The organism is Microbulbifer sp. ABF4_107 (assembly GCF_056312215.1).
This window is the reverse complement of record NZ_CM149983.1, coordinates 1,604,028-1,626,463: the sequence shown is the minus strand read 5'-3', so window position 1 is coordinate 1,626,463 and position 22,436 is coordinate 1,604,028. Positions and strand designations below refer to the sequence as shown.

Below are 22,436 nucleotides of genomic sequence, written 5' to 3'. Positions count from 1 at the left end.
TTCAGGTTTTGCTTTTGCCGGCGTTTTCCAACGCGGCACTGGCGGCACTGGTGACACCTTCCAAAATTTCCCACTGCGCACCGATGGTGTTTCGCAGGCGCATCCACTGGGCATACAGTGAGTCGTCCACTGGCCAGTGTTGGTGCACCAATGTTTGGTAATGTGACAGGGCGGCGGTTGCGCAATTCTCCATGGAATAGCGCTCTGCAGTTCGCAGTGCGCCCTCACAAAGTGCTCGGTACTCTTCGGGTGACTGATCGAATACCCACTGCAATCCAGCGATAAATTCACGCGGGCAGTGATTGAGTATCAGGCGCCCGTTAAAACGGTCATCAACGACTTCGCGGCAGCCACTGGCATCCAGAGCGACCACCGGGACACCGGCTGCCATGGCCTCAGTCAGAACCATGCCCTGGGTTTCGCTGGTGGAGGAGAATCCAAACACGTTCATCGCACTGTACGCATCTCGCTGGGCTTCTCCCTGCAAAATACCCGTAAAGTGCAGTCGGTCCGCCAACCTCTCATCACCAAAGATTCGCGTTATGCGCTCCTGGAGCGGTCCACTGCCGACCACCAAAAAGTGGACATGGGCATTGCGCCGGGTAAATTCGAGAACGGCGCGAGATAAAAATTCGAGATTCTTTTCCTCCGCAAGACGCCCGAGGTGCCCGATCACAAAAGCATCTGCAGGAATGCCGTACCGCGCCCGGGCGGCTCGGCCGTCTCCATCACCGTAGTCATCCAGTTTTACGCCGGTCGGCACGACCTGGATTGGCGATTTCACTCCGCGCTCGCGCAATAGCTCTGCAACGCTTTCGCTGGGTGCAAACACCATGCTCGCGAGATTGCTGTAGCGGGTTGCCAGCTCTATAACAAAGCGCTTGAGCGCCTCTGAGTCTGCAGGCACATAGTGGGTGTAGCGTTCGTACAGTGTGTGGTGCGTGAAAATCAAGGGCAGCTCGCGGCTGCGGGCAATACGTAGTGCGCTCATACCCAGTAAAAAGGGGTGGTGTGAGTGCACCAGATCTGGCTCAAAAAAGTCCAGGCGTTCGGTCAGCTCGCCAGAAAGTGGCAGCGCCACCGAAAAATCACTGCCGTTGAAATTCTGGATGGCAGGTATACGCACCACATCTTTTTCGTTTTCGATCTTCTCTGAAAACTCGGGTGCTACCACCAGTACATTGTGTCCCTGCTTGCGGTACTCCCGGCAAAAGGCATCTGACCGATCGCGCAACACCGCCTACATGTGGCAGGTAGGTGTTGGTGAGCATGACGATATTCACAGAGGCTTGAGCTCCATCATTTCGGTATCGGTGCTGGCGGTTTCTGCCTGATAGCCAAATGCACGGACTTCGATCGGTGGCGCCTGGCGGTGCCATTTTCCCTTCCAGGAAATTCGCGGTCTTTCCCCAGGGATGATTTCCAGTGAAATAGTACCGAAATGCGTGGGTGCCGGTCCAAACCGAATTGGGCGTTGGGCTGTGCTGTCATTTAACCACTGCGTTGGCAGTCCGGAAGCGAGGATTAGCGTTTCACCTTCCTCGCGCACAAAACAGTTGCGCTGCATGGTAACCCATTCTGCCGCTGCCCAGGCGTGCTGACCATCTCCCATGCAGCCGCCAAATGAGTGCGGGTGTATGGCTTCGGGCCACTGCCCGGTAGGTGTCGCGAGTTTGGCGACATTGCGCATCAGATCAATACAGCGGGGGTCTCCCGCGCGCAGAAGAATCTGTGCGACATGGATGGTCAGATAGGCATTGATACCGGAGTGGATCATATCCTGGAAAAACCCGCCTGACACAAAGCAGTTTTCCAGTAGAAATTCGGCGAGGTCCAGCAGTCGGGGGTCGTCTGCATCATACAACTTGAGCGGGTAGCCCGCAGCGATGGAACCGATGGCGCCTGCGTCGAGGCGGCGCTTGGGGGATGCCGGCATTGCCGGGCGCCCGAGACGCTTGGCACACCCAGTTAATATCTCATCCACCGTCAACATGAAGTCGTCGGCGTGGTTTTGAAATATTTCCGCGTCCTGCGGTTGGCCTTCGCGCTCGCAGATGGCAACTGCCGCGTGTTGGCCGGCGATACCCCAGAAATCATCCCAGAAATAACAGTCATTTGGGCCGAGATGTTCGGCGCTAAAGCCCGCTGGCAGTAGGCCACCGGCCAGACTCCCATCTTTTGCCTGGCGCTTGTTGTGAATCCAGTGGGCGCCGCGCAGCACCGGGTCGAGCCAGTCGGACTTGAGCTTTGAGTTTGTAATGCGGCAATATTGATCAATGATCCACAGTGCTTCGCCGTTGGAGTCCCACTCGCCATCCTGAGAGTGGAAATAGCCGTTGCGCTTCTGTCTGGAGGGGAATCGCTCGAGGGCGCGCTCAGCACGCTCCAGTAAACCGGCATGCAGTAGCGACTGAATCATGAAGGCGGCATCGCGGAACCAGAACCGCTTGTACGTGTAAGGCCCGGGGTAGACATCATGCGGGGAGTGCAAAATCAGTGTGCGCACCGCGGCGTCGTACATAAATTGCATCTGTGAATCGGGCACCGTCATCGCGCAGTGCTGTTCCAGGTTGTGCTTCCAGCCGGCCGGTGCATTACCGAGGTTCAGTTTGCAGTGCTGCGGAATGGTAACCAGGGTATCCAGTGTTTCCCCCGGCTCAATTCGGAAGAGGGCGGCGGCGGTTGCCATACCGACTTCGCACTCTGCATGGTTTTCGTTTCCTTCTTCGCGCAAATAGAGTGCGATGTCGCCTTTCTTGTAGTCGGACGCATGGTGGCGATCTACCGAGCGATCAAACAGAATGCGGTCCTTGCCGTCCACCAGCCACCGGTCCCTGCTGCTTTCAAGGGTGACTTTATGAATAAATGCAACGCCTTCCGGATTGCACGGGCGCAGGGCAACCACCAGCCAGCCGCCCGTGTTGTGTGTGGCTTTTAGCTGCATGTGGCAATTGTTGGCGCGTTCATCCAGTTCGGCCCACACCCGGGCGCTGAGATTGCATTGGTCGGATCCCGATTCCGTCACTACCGCCACACCGCCTTCCAGATCGAGCTGCTGAGAAACGTCATCCCGCTGAGAAGGGTACAGGTTCTCGCCGTCGTCGCCGATGATCCAGGTATCGATAGACCATCCGTCATAGTGGGGTGTCAGGAGTCCGCGTGGGTCCACAATGGGCATTTCCTCGCTGCCTGGAACACCGACCGCGGTCCAGTTTCGATGGCTGAGGTTGCAGTGGGTGATGGAAAATGCCCGAGGGATAAACGAAATATCTGCAGGATCAAACTGACGCTCAATCCAGTAGGGCCACACCCAGTCCAGATTGTGTTGAATGACTTTGCTGTTCATCAGTGCACGCGCATGGAAAATTACTCCCGCGCGCAGCAGCTCGATTGGCTCGCTGACTTCGGACGGTTCCGCAAATCGCTGCAGGCGTGCCATCACCGCCAGTGGATCGAGAAATCCATGCGCGGTCGCGAATTTACGTACGAAGAACCGCCAGGGAAGCCATTTCATCCAGGGCATTAGAGTTCTCCTTTATCGATTTTCTGGTCGATTTTTTGATTGAGCGCGCGCCGGGCCATGCGGGTCAATCCAATGATCGCAATAACGGCGAGTAGAAACCCAAGGCCGTACAGCGTCCATTCCGTGGGGCTTCGGGTGCTGCGCTCGCTGCCAATACTGGCTAGGTCTGCCGCGATTGATCCCACGTAGACGTTATTCACTGTGATGGGGATGACACCGATGAAGTTCCCGATGCAGAAATCCCGGAATCTGACCGGTGTCAGACCAAAGAAGTAATTGGACAGCTTGAAAGGGAACAGGGGCACCATCCGCGTCAGCATGATCATTCGCCAACCTTCATCCCGCAGAATCTCCCCGAGATTCGGAGGTTTCACTTTCGAGAGCAGCCAGTTGGACGCGCGCTCGCCCAGTAAATAGCGCGATATCAGAAAGGCAATTGCGGCGCCGAGCACTGTTCCCAGCACTACGTAAATCGTTCCCTTGATCACCCCGAAGACAAACCCCGCGCCCATGGTGAACACCACCCCGGGAAACAGACACACGATAGCCAGGGCAATGACCAAGATGAACCAGATTCCGGCCTGCCAGCCGAGCGTATCCATCCACTGCATCAGCTCGATGAGGCGGTCGTCCAGGTCAAAGTAGTGGAGGATCCCAAGTACAGTGACCACGGTGACACTGCAAATGACGATCAACCAGAGAGGGTTAAATTTCACGCCACTCCTGTGCTTATGGCTGCTAATGAGGTGAACGGGGGCGCTGAATGGGTTCAGGCGTCTTTCTTTAGGTTAGACAATTGAGGAGAGGGGAGTGGGGGATGTTTTGACGGGAGGGGGTGGCAGGCCTGATGGGTTTACCGATGGACACATACAAAAAAAGCCCGGCTGATAAGCCGGGCTTTTTTGTATGGCGGTGGGGCAGACCGCTTTCTTCCAATCCAGTCCCGTCTCACAGAGTGTCAAAAACTATAATAATCAAATAGTTAGGGTAACATCTAGTCTCAAGGAACCTCGTGCTTGATCAGCCATTCTCTGATTTTATGTTGGGTTGTTTGTTGGGTTATGATAGTAAAAGATTCAATTTTTGAGAAAAACCCATGCCCAAAAGAGCGCGAGAGCTGTCCGCATTGGAAGTGCGCCGGCTTAATAAGTCCGGTTTTCATGCAATTGGCGGGGTCGCCGGATTACACCTTCAGGTTCAGCCCGGTGGATCAAAAAGCTGGATCCTACGAGCGACCGTAGGAGCTAAACGTCGGGACATCGGCCTTGGTCCGTATCCGCAAGTCACTTTAGCCACGGCCAGAGCGAAAGCTCGTGAAATGCGCGATTCAATACGTGACGGAAGGGATCCCGTTCAGGAGCGCAAACAGGCGCGGCAACAGTTAGTTGCAGAGCAATTGGCTTCGACCACGTTTAAAAAGGCGGCACTAGCTTGTCATTCGATCAAGGTCCACGAGTTTAGAAACGCCAAACATGGCAAACAATGGCTTCGTACACTGGAAAATCATGCTTTCCCGATGCTTGCCGATAGGCCTGTAGCCGATATCGGCCATGATGAACTAGTAGATATTTTGGCGCCAATCTGGATAACAAAGACTGAAACAGCTAGTCGAGTCCGTCAGCGAATTGAAAATGTCTTTGATTATGCGATAGCCGCAAAATTACGTACTAGTGAAAATCCCGCCCGTGTCAAGCTGCTGAAGCCACTACTTCCAAAGGCCGAAAAGGTGAAAAAGAAAAATGGACGGTCTCACCATCCCGCTCTACCAGTAGCGGACCTACCCCGATTCATGACTGCGATAGCGGCGCAAACAGGGAATGCAGCACGTGCCCTCGAATTTGCAATTCTTACCGCTTCGAGACCTTCAGAGGTTGTGGGGTCGAAAGTCGACCAGAAAGGGGGAGCAATGTGGTCTGAAGTGAGCGAGGAAAGTTTAGTTTGGTCGATTCCCGGATCACGTATGAAGGCCGGCTTAGACCACCGGGTACCCTTATCAACTGCTGCTTTTAGTGTGCTTCACAAACAACCCAAGTCAGGGGCGACGATTTTTCCAGGGGCTCGTGGTGGGACTATGAGTAACGCTTCAATGGGGGCTGTAATCCGTCGCGCACACGACTCAGATATCGCAAATGGTGGTCCCGGCTTCCTGGATCCCCGTCAAAACCGAATAGCCACTCCGCATGGTTTTAGAAGCACGTTTAAGGATTGGTCTCTGGAGTCTGACCGGTTCCCCGACCATTGGTCGGAGCTAGCACTGGCCCACGTTAACGATGACAAAACCCGCGCAGCCTATGCACGTGGTGAACTAGTTGAGGAAAGGAGAAAAATGATGGAGGAGTGGGCGAAATTTTCCCTCCGAGATAACTTGTGAAAAAGGCCGCACCACCCAACCAGACCTAGTCCCGAGGGTGTGCGGCGCGACTTGACTAGGGATTAGCCCCCATAGATCCGGTTTGAAGCCCGGAATTTATGCATAAATTTGCAAAACTTCCAAGGCCTGAACCAGGCCTTCTCGTAAAGGTGTGCAATCCAATCAACCAGTTCTGCGGGGCTGGAAACCAGGTCGGCCCCGAGAATAGGGTAGTCCCCCAAAAGCTCATATGCCTCGTAAGATACAAATTCCCATGTCCCGTTGCGCATGTTTCCAACGAAATAGCCTTGTTCGATTGGAATCTCTTTACCAGTTCGCTCGCATACTGCCTTTTTCATCAATTTTCCTCTTAGTTCAATTCGCGGGTGCCGCGCCGCAACGAATACCCTTAGTGTTCAAAGTACGGCGCGGCAATGTTTCGGACTAGTTTTATTCGCCCTTTACCTTTGCTGTCGCCTCAAACTCTTCAACTATTTTTTGCCCAATTTTTTGTGCTGGGCTGGTGGTGGCCAATATTTCGCCATCAATTTGCAATACCTCTTTGGCGATACAACCGTCTAGCCAGCGCTTGAAGCTCTTGCGCGCTTTTTCGCCATACTGTCCACGCATATCGTCGCGGAGTAGGGCGATTCCTGTTGGGGCACCAGCTTCCATCCGACACCGTACCGCTTGGTATAAGCTCTGCTCGTATGTGGTTAGAGCCTTGGTGCCTGATTTCTCGGTGTCGCTATCTGGAGGCGATTCACCTTTGTCAGTACAGACAAGACTCACGATCTGATCTCCGTCGGAGTCCTTGAAAAGTGCCTGCTCCAAAAGCCAGAAGACTTGTGATGGCGCTTCTTTTTCGTCCTTGGACTTAGTGCCGATTACAACCACACCTGGCGACTCCCCTTTGACACGCTCGGCGCGGTATTCGAAATCTGCAGCAGCCCGTAGCGCAGAAGAACCACGAGCGCGATTTGGATCCATAACCCCGGAATGATGGACGATGAGAACGGTGGCACCGGTCTCGGCCTTTAGGCGATCACACGCACTAATGAACTTACCCATTTCTTCGGCCTTGTTCTCATCACCATTGAAACAACGCGCTAATGTATCCAGTACGATTAGTCCAAATGGGCGACCGATTTGGCTTGCCTTTTGCTTTACCGAGTGAATCAACTGCACTACTTGAGCGGTATCCCCGAAATGAACTGGGTGATCCAGCCGAAACAGATTCGGGATGGGATTTCCGTCGTTGTAGTGGTCGGCCAGCGCTTTGATTCGTCGTGGAACCCCAATACCGCCTTCACCAGCGATATAGAGCACCTGAGCCTGGCTGACCTTCGCTTTGTTCCAATTACGCCCTAGGGCAACGTGGGTTGCCCAGCTCAAGGCATGAAAGCTCTTGTAGCTTCCCGATGCGCCGTAGAGCACGCCCAGTGCGCGAGCCGGCATATATCCCTTTATCAGGTAGTCGAACTGCTGGTCATAGCCGTGAAAGCAAGGAATAAACTCAAACAAGCCGCCCTGTTTATTGGGAGCGGAACCGGTTTCTAGATAAATGGCCTGATTAGCCGCGTCGGCCAAAGTCCCCTCGTCAAAACTCCGCAGAAGTTGGCTCAAGGCCTCGCCCTGCTGCCTTTCAGAGGTAGATTGCTCACTCGTCGACAATGAATCGTCATTCATGGGTTCACTCCTTGCAGGCGCGCTATAGCCGCTTTGACTTCCTGTTGCTGCGGGCATGTTAGGGCCTTACCCCTGGCAATATCGCCTTTAGCAATTTTCACAATCAGCGTATCGAGGTGAGCACGCTCAATCGCAACGTCGACTCGCTTCCGTCGGGCAAAAGCCTCTCGGTCAAAGTCGTTTTCCGGAAATAGATCAGAAAGACGTAAGCCGACGGATTCGACAATTTCTCTGGCAGTGCAGCCAGCAAAGCAATGGATAAGTACCTTGCCATCTTCCGCCAGCTTTATAGAAAGGCTCGGTGAGCGATCGTCATGGGACGGGCAACAAGCCTGCCAACGGTCCTGACCGGTGGATTTGACCTTGTAGAGCCGGGACAGGAGTGTTTCAACAATCACTGGCGGCCTCCTGTATGCGAGCATCGACGAACGCTCGAATGTCCTCTACCCGCCATACGGTGGTGTTTTTCCCGAGCCGAATCGGAGCTGGCGCGGCGCCTTCATTTACCCAGCGCCACCATGTTGAACGCCCGATACTCAGGTGGTTGACGATTTGCTTATCGCGAAGAAAGCCGGAATCCGGCAAGGTGTGGCTGCAAGCCATGGTACCTCCTTAGGCACGTTGAACATGGCTTGCATTGAATCGAAAAGGGTAGGGGTTTGGTTTTAATTAAAATGATCGGCGTTTTAATTAGCCGTTACTAGTCCGGCTAGCTAATTGGCTAGAGCATAGCCTTCTTTCAGATAGTTACCTAAAGTCTGCTTTCCAATAGGTAGGTTTTTCCCCTGTAGGTCTACTTCTTGAAAAATTGCTTCTGCGTCTTTGAACGGCATCCCGGTCAATTTTTTTAGAATAATATCGACCAATACAAATACGGTCTTTATGAGGTTGTTTATTTTCCGTTTGTATTGCGGTAGCTCGGCGTCTGGAGGCGCAGGTCCATCTTTAACGGCCCTTTGACTCCGTAACCCAGCCTGGTTCCGCCGTTTCACCCACGCTCTGGATCCGTTTTCGATGCCTTCCAGTCGCTCTGCCCACATTCTTAGCGAGTCAAACTCGATCAGTAACTCGTGCAGGAGCGCTCTCAAATTGATCGGCATGCCGTCTTTACGCTTCGCCTTCACATCACCATTTTCACAGGCGATTTGCAGCTTGTTCTCGAGCGCAGAAACGTGTTCGAGGGCTAGTTCGTACGACTTTGCGATACTTAACAGGGCCTCATTGCCAGATACCCAGTTTTCATTATGTGGGCACTTCGAGATAGTCATCTTAATAATCCGAAAAATAGCAGTTCTAAAAATGCAAGCAATCCATCTTTGATAGGAAAAAATAGCTATGTAGCTACCACGCCTAGGACGGTAACTTGCGGGGGCATTATTGAGAAGTCGATACGGTTGCAGCAAGTGAGAAAGTAGACCGGGCAGTACCAGTCGAGGTGCAATGAGACACTTTTGGGGGACAAAGCGGGAAAAGGTACTTCCTGGTACCCGTACCCTACGTGGGTACGCAGCTGCGCAGATTTCACATTGTGAGTCGGGTTTGCATTAGTGACTAACCTATTACAGGTGTCGAGGTAATAGGTTGTGCTTATTGCGCTGTAAGCGAGTTGCCCTTCTTCAACTGGAAGTAGTTACGAGGAGGTTTTTTGGAAGCGGCCAAGCCTACCTAGATCCACCCCGATTGCTCTGTAAAAACCAGTAACAAAGGGGGCGGGCTAGGTTTAAATTAACTCTGACTTTCAGCGAACTGCGACAAAATTCGTGCTGAAGGGTAACTCGACATAGACGCAATTCCATTCGCTAATTCGATTGGGAACAGGGCACTTTCGTGTTTTCGACTTATCAAACTTGGTAAAGTCGCGAGGATTCTGTCAAGTCCAATAAGGTCGGCTGCCGCCGGAAAGCTTCCTGCTGGATTGTAGTTACCCGTAGGGACGCTCAACACGAAATGTGTTGATGGATCCACTTTAACAAAGAGTTTTTCACCCCAATTCGTTCTGCTGCCGTAGGGGTTCGATAAGTCTGGAGACCTATACACTTCCCGGCGTACGTAATCGTGATCCAATGCAGAATAGGACATAGGTTCATCCGCTGAGTGCGGTTTTGGGAATCGCGCTATGGCAGAAAGGTGGTCAACAAATGCCCCAGTTTTCTCTTGACCAATCACGTGCACAGGGCGATTTACTGATTTGGCATGCTCCAAAAATTCTCGAATGTTGGGAACAAGCTTGGAGTATTGGCTGCGAAGTGTCAGAGGGCCATCTTTTATGAAAAGTGTTTCGCTTAGAATCGATTTGTCGGTGTGCCCCCAGAGTAAACGAATCGCGGTAAACAGCATAAGATGTTCCATGACCAGCATGTATGAAGACACGACTGAATCTGGAGCGCTATCTTCATCCATGTCCAAGTGAAAACCGATCATGTCTGAAAGGAAGATCAGGCCGTTACAATCGCTGTCGGGGCAATTGATTTCATCTTGATCAGCTGGAATCCCATCTTCAATCCTGTGATCACAATGAGGGCAGTTAAATGCCGGTGAGCTACTAGCTTCACCTCTCCATTTCTTAAATGCGAGCCATTTTAGCGTCTCGTAAAACTGCCCCCCCTGGTCGATCTTCAACGAATCATTAACTATGTGCCTGATTGCGTCGTAATTACTACCTAGCCGGGTGCGGACGTTTTTCATTGGGAACACTGTCGCATGAAAGATCGCGCTATCCTTCATTATGTCTTGAAGATGAAGCGGGTGCGGGTAGTCCTTATCCACAACTTCAAGCTTTGCCTTGTCAATCGTGAGAAGTGCTGTTTTTACGAAAGCGACTTCTTTCGGAGGAGTACCACCTGCTGGAACTGATACAAATGATCCGTCAGTCGCCCAAACGCTTTTGAGCGGAAGCACGCCTTCGACGTCGAATTCATTCCAGGTGGTTTCGCTCTCGTCTGAGTCTTTCGGTGAAATACTTTCAAAGTCGGTAAGCAGTTCTCTTACCCACTCGCTTTCTACTACTGTGAGGTGTCCAAGCTTTGACGCGCTTTCACCAGGTAGCCGGGTTGATGGTTGGTAAGGCATGCTCCCCCCAATTAGCCGTTATCTTGCTGCTGGTCGATTACTTCAAATTTGTGTACTTGGACTGGCAGTACAAATCTGTGGGACAGTGTAAGCATTCGCATATAGCCGGGAGTTTTAGCCCGAAGAATGTCCTGCTCCTGCCCCGCAAAGGCGACCTGAACTCTCGAAAGGGATCTCGCCTCATCCTGACTAGATAGGTGCCCGACGAAAAAGTTTTCGGTCTGCGCCAGTAAGTCTTTATTTATCGTAGATGGGGACTGAGTTGAGTAAACCATTCCGATGTGGAATTTCGCCCCTTCTTTGGCAAATCGAGCGTATACACCGGTTAAATCTTTAGATTCAGGCGGGAAAAGGTTGTGAGCCTCTTCGAAATATAGCTGGATAAAATGGTCTCCAAGACCGTTGCCGACAAACTTCTTTTCTTGATGTGAAAACACCTCTTTCGACATTATGTCGGAAAAGTACCGACGTACAGTATCGGTGGCATTTCCTAAATCTAGAATTACAGTCTTGCCTGCATCTAGAAAATCAAGGATTTCATTGCTGAATGATCCGGCTTGGGGGTCATGGAAAACACGATAAGACCGTAAAATCGTCGGTCCTGCTCCGGTGCTTGGTTTTAAAAACTTCAGTAATGCCAAATCGTCGGAGTCGAAGAGTGAGTTACCGCTACTGGATTGGAGGGCGCTGTCACCGTGCTCATGGATATGATTTGTGAAGGCCTCTAATTCGGAGACGAGCTGATCGAGGTTTTGTGGCGCTGGTGGCAGTTCCGCGCCATATACTGAGTTTCGAGCACCTGCGGAAAATCCAGGGTTAAAGTGCGATGTATGCCTTGATGTGAGTCCTAAATCCCGTAGGCGACTTTCCTCTGCAAGAAAGCCTGCTTTTCTCAAAATAGCCCAATACATTTGGACCTTTCGGATTGCGCGAGCTTTTTCGTTTGGTTGAAGCGACGAAATTTCAGCTATAGAGGGGAGCTGGACAGATGCAAATGCCCGGATATAGATGGAAGTCTGATTGTCTTGCTCAAGCATGGACGCAATGACTTGCATACAGGAATCGGGAGTTTCATAAAAATTAAACCGTAAAGGCCTTGAAGGTGTTCCGGATCTCCTGGTCAATGCATATACGACACACCTGTCTTCATAGGCGGACCGAATCGATTTGTCACCATCTTGGGGGTTATCATTCGCATATTCGCCATTAATATCGAAAATTAACTGGCCTACAGTCGGATTCTGCGCTGTTGCTTCGAGCATACCTTGCGCGAGCCGTTTTACCGTATTCGACTTACCAAGACGAGTCTTGCCAAACATGGCAGTCCTGCAGCCCTTGAAGTCCAAGAGGGAGATTTGCGCAGGAATTTGGGGATTATTACCGCTAGCACGCAATTTGCACTCCGTCGTGCGAAGCTCTCCCAGTTCAAACTGTAGTTGCGGCCTTACCAGTCCATTCACGATTACATTTAGTAGTTCGTCATCAGGTGAGTACACGCGATATCGATGCGCGCTAACAACATTGTTGACATCACCTGAAAATGCCAGCTTGGAGATCTCGGAGGGCTCAGCATAGAACATTCCGAGAACGTCACAGTCAAGTGCCCCCCACTGCAGCTCCCCTTGAGTCCAGACATCGAGTTCGGGCATCGATTTTTTGTGCAGTTCAAAATACGTTTGCTGTACTTGATTGCTTAAGGGAGTAGGCGATACCCCATTTACTCGGAGTAGTGTGAAGTGAGGAGGGAGGTCCGTTGAATTTTCCGGGGCCATAATGAGAAAGGAGCCTCGGGGAATTCCGCCCACAGCAATTTTGTAAGGGTCGCTGGTGATGATTTTTGCAGTTTCGTATCCCAGCTCCAATACGAAGCCGACAAAGCGCATAGCTGCGGTATTTCTGGCCTCCTCGTGTCTCGCTTCCCGTTCGAGGAATAGGCGCAATGCGGAGATTGGGTTGCCTTGTGTCGCTGAGGTTGTTATTAGATTATCTAGCGTCGGTGCCATGCTGCTTCCTTAGTTAAGTTACTGCACTACTAATTCTTCGTACTGATTCCTGCTATTGGCGCTCGCGGAAATCGAGCTGTACCGGCTTACGGACTGAAGTTGGAATCCATAATCCGAATATAATTCTCGAACTGATGCGTGGTTGGCATTAGTTGCGATGATTTGGACCCCGCGTTCCCTGGCTCCGGACAGTGCCCGCGCTAACCGCTCTTGATCGTCCCAAGAAAATAATTTCTCGTTGTACTTTATAAACCCATTCATGTTGTGGCGGACTGTGTAGGGCGGGTCGGCGAAAACAAGGTCGTTTTCCTTGGCTTTTTTGATCAACACCTCAAAGTCTGCGATCTCAAACTTTGTGCCCTTAAACAATTTAGACATGCCTGCGAAATCGTCAGTGTCTTGGATTACCGTGTTCTTTGTTCCTCGGGGAACATTGAAAGTACCCTGTCGGTTAACACGGTAGATGCCGTTAAAACAGGTTCGGTTGAGGTAAATAAATCGCGCAGCTCTTTCTACTTTGCAAGAGGGCTCTGTAGACCTGACGTCATAGTAATATTCGTCACTGTGAGCAGCCTGGTGTTGGTTTAACAAACTTTCCAGCGCTTGCCAGTCTGTCTTAATGGCCTGGTAGGTGTAGATTAGGTCAGCGTTGATGTCACCAAGAATTGCACGCTTCGGCTGCAGGTGGAAATAGACCGAGCCTCCGCCGAGGAAAGGCTCAATGTACCGGTTGAACTTTTGGGGTAGGAGTTGGCTGTACTTATGGATGAACCACCGCTTTCCCCCAGCCCACTTTAAAAATGGAGCAACACTTTTCTTTTCCATACTTTTACTTCATGAACTTCGCGTGCTGGAGAGCTTAATAATTGACCGGCCGTTACGTGGTGTCAGGGTCAGCCTTGTCAAACTAAAAACGTTGTTGTTTTTTTGGCCTGTTGGGCTCAGACGTTTATGAGTTTGTATAGAGTAGAGATACTAAAGCTAGGGCAGGGGATGTCAATAATCTGCTTCGGTTCACAGTAGCACTGGGAGAAAATTCTCGGATCTTCTATCGGAAACGGCTTAAAGCGGTCGAGGTTTGACGTGGCATTTGGCCGGTGAGGCGATGCTGTGTGCATTGTGATCGGTTTTTCGTGGCGTTGACCTGGGAGGTAAAAGCGCTCGAAAAAGTGGGCTGTAGCCAGGGATTCAAGGCTCCTGTGCTATCCGTGTGGTCTTGGGGGCACAAAAAAGCCCAACAACCTTAAGGGATGTTGGGCTTTTTGTTGGGTAGATCAGATAAGCCTTTGTAAGCCCTTGATACTACTCATGATATGGCGGTGGGGCAGGGATTTGAACCCTGGGACCTGTTACAGTCAACGGTTTTCAAGACCGCCGCTTTCGACCACTCAGCCACCCCACCAAATTGTGCTGCGCATTATACCGAGCTGTTATGCGGGTACAAGTACGCGGCCGATTTTTTTAGTAACTTCAAAGGGTTAGCTGCAATTTTGAACAGCTAACCCTCTGTTCGTTACGGCAATCGCCTCCGGCTCTTAGCTCACTTCCACATCGCGCTTAACCCGAGGGTCATTGGCGGGGCGGGAGAGGGCGCGGGGGCTGTGTTGGATGTTGGCTGGTTGCGCGGTATCCAACGGACGCAGCTCGCCACGTTCCGGGCGCTTGGTTTCGATCTGCAGATCAACCAGAGGTTTCGGGTTGATGCGCGGGTCGTTACTGGCGCGCGTAGGCTTGCCGGTGCTGGCCGCTTGTACGGGTTCGGGAGATTCCGTTACCTGCACTTCCTGCGCTGCTGGCGCTTCTACCACTTCCTCGGGTTCGGCTTTTTCTTCCGCTTTCTCTGCTACCACTTCTGCTGTCTCCACTTTGGGCTCAGCTTCGGTGGCGCTTTCCGGTGCGTCTTTTGCAACCGTTTCTGCTTTTGGTGCCTCTGCTTCAGCTTCGTCACTGCGTGCAGCCGCGGTTTCTACCGGAGTTTCTGCAAGGAAGTCACCTTCTGCATGGGTCTTCGGCGTTTCGGCTTTGGGCTCAGCTTCGGTTACCACTTCTTCTGCAGCAGGCTTGCTTGCTACTTCTGGCTTGGGTTCACGCTCTGCTTCAGTGGCTTTTGGCTCCGACTGCTCGGCAATGCGCTCAGCACCCTCTGCCCAGGGAGAAGCTTTCGGCTTCTCTTGTGCTTGGTCCTGCTGAACTTTTGGCTCGCTGCGTTCCTGCTTCGGCTTGCGTTCCTGCGGGGCCTGATCGCGTTTGCTTTCCGTGTTGCCAGTCTTGGCTTCGGCGCGCTCTTCGCGGGCAGGGCGTTCCGCTTTGGCGGTTACTTCGCGCTGTTCGCTCTCGCGTGCACTGGATTCCGCTGCGTCGGATTTGCTTTCGCGATTGTCCTGCTGGGCCTGCTCATCGTTGCGGTTGTCACCGCCGCGACGGCCACGACGACGCGGTTGCGGACGGCCGCGCACGTTGCTCGGGCGACGCGCTGGGCGCTGTTGGTCATCACCGGATTCTGCGGCTTCCGCACTCTCCAGGTTGGTGTTTTCTACGTCGGCAGAAGCGACCTGTTGATCGTTGCGACGATCGCCACCGCGGCGGCGACGGCTGCGGCGCTGGCCGCCCTCGCGACCTTCGCGGTTTTGCTCGCGGTTGCTGTCACGGTTTTGATCGCGATTCTGGTCTCGACCGCCATCGCGGGCAGTTTCATTGCGACGCTCGGAATCGTCATCGCGACGCTTGTCACCGCGCTTGCCGCGGTTGTCATCCTTGCGGTCATCGCTGCGCTGGTCGTCGCGACGGTTGCCACGACCACCGCGTCCACGTCCACGGCCACCGCGCTGGTTGCGATTGCGATCGCGCTGCTGGTAGTTCTTGCCGCGTCCCTTGGACTTCTTGTGCTTCTTGCGGTCGTCTTCGTCTTCACCGCCAAACAGGGCGGAGATCGCGCTGATCAGACGGCTGAACAGTCCGGGCTTCTCTTCGCTCTTGTCGCTCTTGGCCTTCGGCTTGGGTTTGGCAACCGGCGTCGGGGCAGGGGCGGTGTGGGCGATCTGCTGAACCGCAGGCTGGGCAACCGGGCGCAGAGGCTCGTCGTCGCTTTTGTCTGCGGATTCTTCGATGGTACCGGCGATTTTGTACGAGGTCTCCAGAGTGGTGGAATCGTCATCGCGCAGTCGCTGAACTTCGAAGTGCGGGGTTTCCAGATCGGCATTGGGTACTACGACAACACGGGTGTTATTGCGGGACTCGATGTTGGAAATGGCCTTGCGCTTTTCGTTCAGCAGGTAAGTGGCGACGTTCACCGGAGTGATCGCGCGAATTTCTGCGCTGCGCTCTTTCTTCGCTTCTTCCTCGACCAGGCGCAGGATGGACAGCGCCAGGGATTTGGTGCCGCGAATGGTGCCCTGGCCGCTACAGCGTGGGCAGACGCGGTGTGTGGTTTCACTCAGAGATGGGCGCAGGCGCTGACGGGACATTTCCAGCAGGCCGAAGCGGGAAATACGACCAACCTGAACGCGGGCGCGGTCCATGCCGAGCGCCTTTTCCATGCGCTTTTCCACTTCGCGCTGGTTGGACTTGTTCTGCATGTCGATAAAGTCGATGACCACCAGGCCACCCATGTCGCGCAGGCGCAGCTGGCGGGCGATCTCGTCTGCCGCTTCCAGGTTGATGTTGCGCGCAGTTTCCTCGATGTCGCCGCCTTTGGTGGCGCGGGAGGAGTTGATGTCGATGGAGATCAGCGCTTCGGTCACGTCGATCACGATAGAACCGCCGGAGGGCAGTTTCACTTCGCGCTCGAAGGCGGTTTCGATCTGGCTTTCAATCTGGTAGCGATTGAACAGCGGGATATTGTCGTCGTAAAACTTCACCTTGTTGGCGTAGTTCGGCATCACCTGGCGGGCGAATTCTGCGGCCAGTTGATAGGCACCGTTATCGTCGACGATGACTTCGCCGATGTCATCGCGCATGTAGTCGCGGATGGCACGGATGATGACGTTACTTTCCTGGAACAGGAAGTGGGGTGCTTTGGACTCGTCCGCTTCTTTCTTGATGGCGGTCCACAGTTGCAGCAGGTAGTTGAGGTCCCACTGCAGCTCTTCACCGCTGCGGCCAACGCCGGCGGTACGCACGATGATGCCCATGCCGGAAGGTACTTCCACGTTGGACAGGGCGTCGCGCAGGTCACTGCGCTCGTCGCCTTCGATGCGGCGGGAGATACCGCCCGCGCGCGGGTTGTTCGGCATCAGTACCAGGTAACGGCCGGCCAGGCTGATAAAGGTGGTGAGGGCGGCGCCCTTGTTGCCGCGCTCTTCCTTGTCTACCTGAACGATGACTTCCATGCCCTCTTTGACTACATCCTTGATCTTGATGCGGCCATCGATGTCTTTCGGGGACTTGTTAAAGTATTCGCGGGAGATTTCTTTCAGGGGCAGGAAGCCGTGGCGCTCGGCACCGTAGTCGACAAAGGCGGCTTCTAGGGAGGGTTCTACGCGGGTGATTTTACCCTTGTAGATATTGGCTTTTTTCTGTTCGCGGGTGCGATTTTCGATATCCAGGTCATACAGCCATTGGCCGTCGACCAGTGCGACACGCAGCTCTTCCGGCTGGGTTGCGTTAATCAGCATTCTCTTCATGCGTTGGTTTTTTCCTTGCGGTTGCGCAAAGGTAAAACACCGCTGAAGCTCGCAGACGTTGGTGGTACCGCCGTGGAGGGACCTTGGGCCAGTGTTCGGCCAGGTGTACACGGCTGCCTCGTATGCCGCCCGCGCAGGGGTGCCTCCAAACTGGGCACATCTGCCGGGTACATATCGAATTAACTCTGAATACCCCTCTTGTTCGGGTGTATTCGGGTCCTGCCAGTCCGGCCCAGCGTGATTCTTTGGGCGGGTCCTGGCTACTTGCCGGGTAGGGCAAGCATGGGTCACATCTCTTCGCTCTGGGGCCGGCTCGTGGCTGGGCCCTGTTTTGGTCTAGTAGTTGCCGGCGGCGCAGGGATGGCATTGTGCATCACAGGCGCGGGCCGGGGGCCAGTTCGGTCGCTGGCGCGCAATCTCAGAGCGAGATGTAACGAGTCGAGTTTGTTCCAAGCGCTGCGGGCATCGGCCCGTCTTACCTTCGCAAAAATCCCGTATATTGTCGGGTTGGGGTCGGCGAGAGCTTCAGGAGTGGCGCTTCTGTGCGCCCTGGGCACCGTCTTGCGACGCGCTCTCGAAGGGTCTCACCGACAAAGTTTTGTTGATAACGCGGTTTTCCGCGCACCGGCCGGATTGGCGGTATTTTCTCAAGAGCGGCACCTGGGTTTTTTTATAGCAGAAAAACCGTGCACCGCCGAAAACCAGCCCCAATTCAGGCCGGCCGAATATACCACGGTCGATAGGGGGCATCAATCGAGGTATTGATTGTCGCGCTTCAAATGGGGGAGGTGTGCGGCTATCATGCGCCCCATGCGAAATACCCCCTCAAAAACTTCTCCAAACAAACCCTCCCGGGCCAAAGATTCCCGCACAGATACCTCCAGCGCTTCTTCGAGTGGGGCTGAAGCGAGTGCGGGCGGCGGCGTGGGCGTGGGCGTCCAATTTATCACTGTGCCCGAAGAACTGGCTGGTCAGCGAATCGATAATTTCCTGCAAGCGCGCCTCAAGGGCGTGCCGCGGTCTCGCGTTTATCGCATTCTCCGCAAGGGCGAGGTGCGTGTAAATAAAGGAAGGGTGAAGGCCGAGTATCGCCTGAAGGGTGGTGACCTGGTGCGCGTACCGCCAATTCGTGTTTCCGAAGAGGCACCACCGGCGGTCGCGGGTGAACAGCTCCGGCGTACGCTCGAAGCGGCCATACTGTATGACAAGGGCGGGTTGCTGGTGGTGAATAAGCCGGCGGGCCTCGCGGTCCACGGCGGCAGCGGTGTGCGGCTTGGGTTGATTGAGGCGCTGCGACAGATGTACCCCGAGAGCCCGTTTATGGAGTTGGTGCATCGATTGGACCGGGATACCAGTGGCGCAATCCTGGTTGCGCGCAAGCGGGCCGTACTGCTGCATGTGCAGAGCGAGTTGCGTGCCGGCAAGATGGCGAAGTCATACCTGGCGTTGGCTGCCGGCAAATGGCCGCGGGCGCAAAAGCTTGTTGAAGCGCCGCTGCGTAAAAACACTCTGAAAAGCGGTGAGCGCATGGTGGTAGTGGACGGAGAGGGCAAGCCCTCGACGACCCGCTTCCAGGTAGAGGAGCGCTTTAATGGCGCGACCCTGATGCGCGCCGAGCCGGTGACCGGGCGCACCCACCAGATTCGTGTGCATGCCCAGTTTGTTGGCTGCCCGCTGGCGGGAGATGTGAAGTACACCCCGGACGAGGTGAACGCAAGTTTTCGCGATCTTGGACTGAAGCGCCTTTTTTTGCACTCTGCTGGAGTGGGGTGCACGCTACCGGATGGATCCCGGGTCAGTGTTGAGGCGCCACTTCCAGGTGAGCTCAAGGCGGTTTTGACCAGGTTGCGCTGAGGTGCAGCTTTAGATCGGTATCAGGTTGTGAGGTAAGTTTCCGTGTTGGTAATTCTCGACTGGGATGGGACTGTATGTAATTCCGAGGCGCGTATTGTGAGCTGCATGCAGCGGGCGGCGAGTCGTGTGGGGCTGCCGGTGCTCGAGCCTGCGGCCATCGGCAATATTATTGGTCTCGGGTTGCCGGAGGCGATTGCCTCCCTGTTTCCCGAGGCTCACTCGGAGCAGCGTACGGATCTCCGCGATTACTACGCCGACGAGTGGTTGGCCGCTCGCAGTGAGCCGCTGCCGTTATTTGATGGCGTTGCGGCTACTCTGGATAAATTGCTGGGCGCCGGGCACGACCTGGCAGTAGCCACCGGCAAAAGCCGCCGCGGCCTGAGTCGCGAGTTTGAGGATCACGGGGTGGGGCACTTGTTTGTTGCGAGTCGCTGTGCCGATGAGACCGCCTCCAAGCCGGACCCGACCATGCTGCGCGAAATCCTTGCGGAAACCCGTACCTCACCGGACCAGGCGGTAATGGTCGGGGATACCGAGTACGACCTAAAAATGGCCTCTGCGATCAACATGCCGTCCATCGGCGTTAGCTATGGCGTGCACAGTCGGGAGCGATTACGTGAATGCGGTCCGCAGCGGGTAATTGATCATTTCTCCGAGCTGTTGGCGTGGCCGCCGCTGGTGGCCTGAGGTGCGACTCTTCAGGCCAGCGGGCTGATGTTGTGCTGTTTAAGTAGATTGATAAGTCGAATTAATGGTAGGCCGACCAGCGAGTTTGGGTCTGACCCTTCCATTTTTTCGAAGAGAGAGATCCCGAGGCCTTCTGATTTAAACGAACCTGCGCAATCCAGTGGTTTTTCCAGCTCCACATAGCGCCGAATCTCGCTTTCACTCAGCTCGCGGAAGTGCACCGAATACAATTCGCATACAGTGCGGTGCGTGCCGTCGCTGGAATCTGCCAGGCAGAGACCGGTATGGAAGTTGACTGCGCGGCCGGAGCTTTGGCGCAGTTGTTCAGTCGCCTTGTCGTCACTGCCGGGCTTGCCGAGTAGGGTGCCATTGCATTCCGCAACCTGATCTGAGCCAATAATAAGAGCGTCCGGGTAGTCGGTCGCTAAGGCCAGAGCCTTTTCTGTGGCCAGGCGGCTAGCCAGTGCGCTGGCAGATTCGCCAGGCAATGCTTCTTCATTTATATGGGGTGCGTGGCACTCGAAGGGGAGTTGCAGCTTTTCCAGCAGTTGGCGGCGGTAAGTGGAGCTGGACGCTAGAATTAGGCGGCGCATGAGAGCTTCCTTTAATGGTGGGTTCCAAGACTGCTTCGATCCGCCGAAACAGCGGTGTGCCGGGCATTGGGGCCGCTGATCATGCGTTGGATGATTTGTTTTGACAAGGCTCAGGTGAGTCCATAGAATTGCGCGCTTATGTCGATACCCCCCCAAAAGACTGCCCAGAATTCAGCGCAGAAATCGGACCAGAGATCCGCGCTGCCACGCCGCATAGACGCACGCAAGTTGGTGCAGCGCGGGCAACAGCTGGACGGTACCGTACCTCCGGAAGCACTGCCGAGACTGGCAGCGGCCACGGAGTCGGTTGAGGGCGATATAGCGGTTTCCCTGGCTTTTGCCAGAGATCTGCAGCGCAACCAGGTGGCTACTGGCCATCTCGCGTTGACGGTTGGTTTGCTGTGCCAGCGTTGCTTGCAACCGGTGAGCGAATCCATTGAAGCAGATATCGCCTTGGGGTTTGTGTGGTCTGAAGAGCAGGGTAACTCGTTGCCCAAGTCTCTGGACCCGGTGATACAGGACGGTGATGAGCTGGATCTGTATCAGGTATTGGAAGATGAGATTTTGCTCAATCTGCCCATGGTTGCTTATCACGACTGGGATTGTGTCGCTCAGGAGACATTTCAGAGTCGTGGCGAGGAGCCGGAAGCGGAAGAGCAACGAGAAAACCCCTTTAAAGTACTGGAACAGTTGAAGGGTTCGTCAAACAAGTCTTGAGTTGGTCTCGAGAGATGTTTGAAGGGTTTGGGCTCGCCGGTAGGCGCCCCGGTTCCGGTGTTAACTGTTAGGTATGTTTAGGAGCACCAAATGGCTGTTCAGCAGAACAAAAAAACCCGTTCCCGTCGCGGTATGCGTCGCTCTCACGACGCTCTGAGCGGACCGACTCTGTCCGTAGATCCGACTACTGGTGAAAAACACCACCGTCATCACGTGACCAAAGACGGTTTCTACCGTGGTCGCAAAGTGATCGACGTTGGCGGTTCTTCCGAAGAAGAGTAAGTTTTGTCCAGCCAATTTCGATTGGCCGTGGATGCGATGGGCGGGGACTTAGGTCCCCGCTCTGTCGTTCCGGCCTGCTCAAGATTTCTTATCCGCTATCCCCGGGCAGAGCTCAAGCTGTTCGGCCCCCGCTCTGAACTCCAATCCCTACTGATTAAAGAACCGCCATCCGTGCGCGAGCGCCTGGAGTTGGTGGACTGCGTCCAGGTGATTACTCAGGGCTGCAATCCGGTGCAGGCCCTGCGTCACAAGCGTGAGTCCTCTATGGCCAAAGCGTTGCAGTCGGTTTCATCTGGCGAATGCGGTGCTATGGTGACGTCCGGTAATACCGGGGCATTGCTGGCGTTGGGCCGAAGCATTCTGGGTACCGTTGAAGGTGTGAAGCGCCCCGCACTCGGTAAGTCCCTGCCTACAGCTGATGGCTCCTGTTTCCTGCTTGACCTGGGTGCCAATATCGATTGCAGCGCCGAAGACCTGTTGCAGTTTGCGCGCATGGGGATTGAGGCCCAGCGGGTATTTGCCGGGAAAGACGATCTTACGGTTGCACTGCTGAATATTGGTGCGGAAGAGCACAAAGGTACCGAAGAGATTCGTCGCGCCGGCCAGCTGATGCAGGCAGATCCCGCTATTAACTATGTGGGATTCGTCGAAGGCCACGATATTTTTACCGGTGTGGTAGATGTGGTGGTCTGCAATGGCCTGATGGGCAATGTGGCCATGAAATCAGCAGAAGGCGTCATTCGACTAATAGGTCAGAAGTCGTTCACAATTGACAAGAAGGCGCCGATAAAGCGTTTTTTTGGCCAATTAGCCATAAATTTGTTGCGAAAATGGCGGTCACAGTTGGAGCCTGGTCGCTATAATGGCGCCAGCTTTTTAGGGCTGGAAGGCAACGTCATCAAGAGTCATGGCGGTGCCAGCAGTGAGGCGTTTTACCGCGCTATGCTGACCGCAAAAGAGTGTGCTGAGTCGGATCTGGCACATTTGGTTGGAAGGGCTATGGCATACCAGGCCCAGCGTCAGACCGGCAGCGATTAACAGAAGCGC

At 54.2% G+C, this 22,436-nt stretch carries 19 protein-coding genes and 1 tRNA gene; 6 read left to right on the top strand and 14 right to left on the bottom strand.

Annotated features, from left to right (window positions below; translation table 11 throughout):
• Position 1 precedes the first annotated feature (1 nt).
• The 3 genes from ACYX4K_RS06675 to ACYX4K_RS06665 are packed head-to-tail and all read right to left on the bottom strand — an operon-like array spanning position 2 to position 4,239.
• Positions 2-1,234 (bottom strand): glycosyltransferase, encoded by a 1,233-nt coding sequence (locus ACYX4K_RS06675; protein WP_475092904.1) that lies wholly within the window; start codon positions 1,232-1,234, stop codon positions 2-4.
• Positions 1,235-1,279: 45 nt separating this feature from the next.
• Positions 1,280-3,523 (bottom strand): hypothetical protein, encoded by a 2,244-nt coding sequence (locus tag ACYX4K_RS06670; protein ID WP_475092905.1) that lies wholly within the window; start codon positions 3,521-3,523, stop codon positions 1,280-1,282.
• Positions 3,523-4,239 (bottom strand): TVP38/TMEM64 family protein, encoded by a 717-nt coding sequence (locus ACYX4K_RS06665; RefSeq protein WP_475092906.1) that lies wholly within the window; start codon positions 4,237-4,239, stop codon positions 3,523-3,525. Before ACYX4K_RS06665 ends, ACYX4K_RS06670 begins: the two co-directional genes overlap by 1 nt.
• Positions 4,240-4,619: 380 nt before the next feature.
• Between ACYX4K_RS06665 and ACYX4K_RS06660 the strand changes: the two genes are divergently transcribed.
• A complete protein-coding gene (locus ACYX4K_RS06660) occupies positions 4,620-5,894 on the top strand; it encodes a tyrosine-type recombinase/integrase (protein ID WP_475092907.1) in 1,275 nt (424 codons plus the stop codon).
• A gap of 62 nt (positions 5,895-5,956) precedes the next feature.
• Here ACYX4K_RS06660 and ACYX4K_RS06655 read toward each other — a convergent pair whose 3' ends face one another.
• The 10 genes from ACYX4K_RS06655 to rne form a co-directional block, all read right to left on the bottom strand.
• Positions 5,957-6,232 (bottom strand): hypothetical protein, encoded by a 276-nt coding sequence (locus ACYX4K_RS06655; RefSeq protein WP_475092908.1) that lies wholly within the window; start codon positions 6,230-6,232, stop codon positions 5,957-5,959.
• A gap of 91 nt (positions 6,233-6,323) precedes the next feature.
• The gene (locus ACYX4K_RS06650) at positions 6,324-7,562 is read right to left on the bottom strand and encodes a helicase RepA family protein (protein WP_475092909.1); all 1,239 of its coding nucleotides are present in this window, start codon (positions 7,560-7,562) and stop codon (positions 6,324-6,326) included.
• Positions 7,559-7,960 (bottom strand): CHC2 zinc finger domain-containing protein, encoded by a 402-nt coding sequence (locus ACYX4K_RS06645; protein WP_475092910.1) that lies wholly within the window; start codon positions 7,958-7,960, stop codon positions 7,559-7,561. The genes ACYX4K_RS06650 and ACYX4K_RS06645 overlap by 4 nt, the downstream gene beginning before the upstream one ends.
• Entirely contained in the window at positions 7,950-8,165 is a 216-nt protein-coding gene (locus tag ACYX4K_RS06640; RefSeq protein WP_475092911.1) for a helix-turn-helix transcriptional regulator, read from the bottom strand. The genes ACYX4K_RS06645 and ACYX4K_RS06640 overlap by 11 nt, the downstream gene beginning before the upstream one ends.
• 110 nt (positions 8,166-8,275) lie before the next feature.
• A complete protein-coding gene (locus tag ACYX4K_RS06635) occupies positions 8,276-8,830 on the bottom strand; it encodes a hypothetical protein (RefSeq protein WP_475092912.1) in 555 nt (184 codons plus the stop codon).
• Between the two features lie 457 nt (positions 8,831-9,287).
• Complete coding sequence (locus ACYX4K_RS06630; RefSeq protein WP_475092913.1) at positions 9,288-10,631, bottom strand: hypothetical protein; 1,344 nt, start codon at positions 10,629-10,631, stop codon at positions 9,288-9,290.
• Positions 10,632-10,642: 11 nt separating this feature from the next.
• The gene (locus ACYX4K_RS06625; protein ID WP_475092914.1) at positions 10,643-12,634 is read right to left on the bottom strand and encodes an ATP-binding protein; all 1,992 of its coding nucleotides are present in this window, start codon (positions 12,632-12,634) and stop codon (positions 10,643-10,645) included.
• A gap of 18 nt (positions 12,635-12,652) precedes the next feature.
• Positions 12,653-13,459: a DNA adenine methylase gene (locus ACYX4K_RS06620; RefSeq protein ID WP_475092915.1), complete on the bottom strand. Its 807-nt coding sequence runs from the start codon at positions 13,457-13,459 to the stop codon at positions 12,653-12,655.
• A gap of 489 nt (positions 13,460-13,948) precedes the next feature.
• A tRNA-Ser gene (locus ACYX4K_RS06615) sits at positions 13,949-14,036 on the bottom strand.
• Between the two features lie 133 nt (positions 14,037-14,169).
• Positions 14,170-17,256 carry a ribonuclease E gene (gene rne / locus ACYX4K_RS06610; protein ID WP_475092916.1) on the bottom strand — a complete coding sequence of 1,029 codons (3,087 nt, stop codon included), beginning with the start codon at positions 17,254-17,256 and terminating at the stop codon, positions 14,170-14,172.
• A gap of 798 nt (positions 17,257-18,054) precedes the next feature.
• On the opposite strand from rne, the gene rluC reads away from it, so the two are divergent.
• Together rluC and ACYX4K_RS06600 are read left to right on the top strand one after the other, a co-directional pair.
• The gene (gene rluC, locus ACYX4K_RS06605; RefSeq protein ID WP_475093945.1) at positions 18,055-19,110 is read left to right on the top strand and encodes a 23S rRNA pseudouridine(955/2504/2580) synthase RluC; all 1,056 of its coding nucleotides are present in this window, start codon (positions 18,055-18,057) and stop codon (positions 19,108-19,110) included.
• Between the two features lie 42 nt (positions 19,111-19,152).
• The gene (locus tag ACYX4K_RS06600; protein ID WP_475092917.1) at positions 19,153-19,797 is read left to right on the top strand and encodes an HAD-IA family hydrolase; all 645 of its coding nucleotides are present in this window, start codon (positions 19,153-19,155) and stop codon (positions 19,795-19,797) included.
• Positions 19,798-19,808: 11 nt separating this feature from the next.
• Here ACYX4K_RS06600 and ACYX4K_RS06595 read toward each other — a convergent pair whose 3' ends face one another.
• A complete protein-coding gene (locus ACYX4K_RS06595) occupies positions 19,809-20,390 on the bottom strand; it encodes a Maf family protein (protein ID WP_475092918.1) in 582 nt (193 codons plus the stop codon).
• A 138-nt stretch (positions 20,391-20,528) separates the two neighbouring features.
• On the opposite strand from ACYX4K_RS06595, the gene ACYX4K_RS06590 reads away from it, so the two are divergent.
• From ACYX4K_RS06590 to plsX, 3 genes are all read left to right on the top strand, one after another.
• Positions 20,529-21,107, top strand: coding sequence for a YceD family protein (locus ACYX4K_RS06590; RefSeq protein ID WP_475092919.1), 579 nt, complete (start codon positions 20,529-20,531; stop codon positions 21,105-21,107).
• 90 nt (positions 21,108-21,197) lie between these two features.
• On the top strand, positions 21,198-21,389 hold the full coding sequence (rpmF, locus tag ACYX4K_RS06585; RefSeq protein WP_043316110.1) for a 50S ribosomal protein L32: 192 nt from the start codon (positions 21,198-21,200) through the stop codon (positions 21,387-21,389).
• A 3-nt stretch (positions 21,390-21,392) separates the two neighbouring features.
• Positions 21,393-22,427, top strand: coding sequence for a phosphate acyltransferase PlsX (gene plsX, locus ACYX4K_RS06580; RefSeq protein ID WP_475092920.1), 1,035 nt, complete (start codon positions 21,393-21,395; stop codon positions 22,425-22,427).
• Positions 22,428-22,436: the final 9 nt, after the last annotated feature.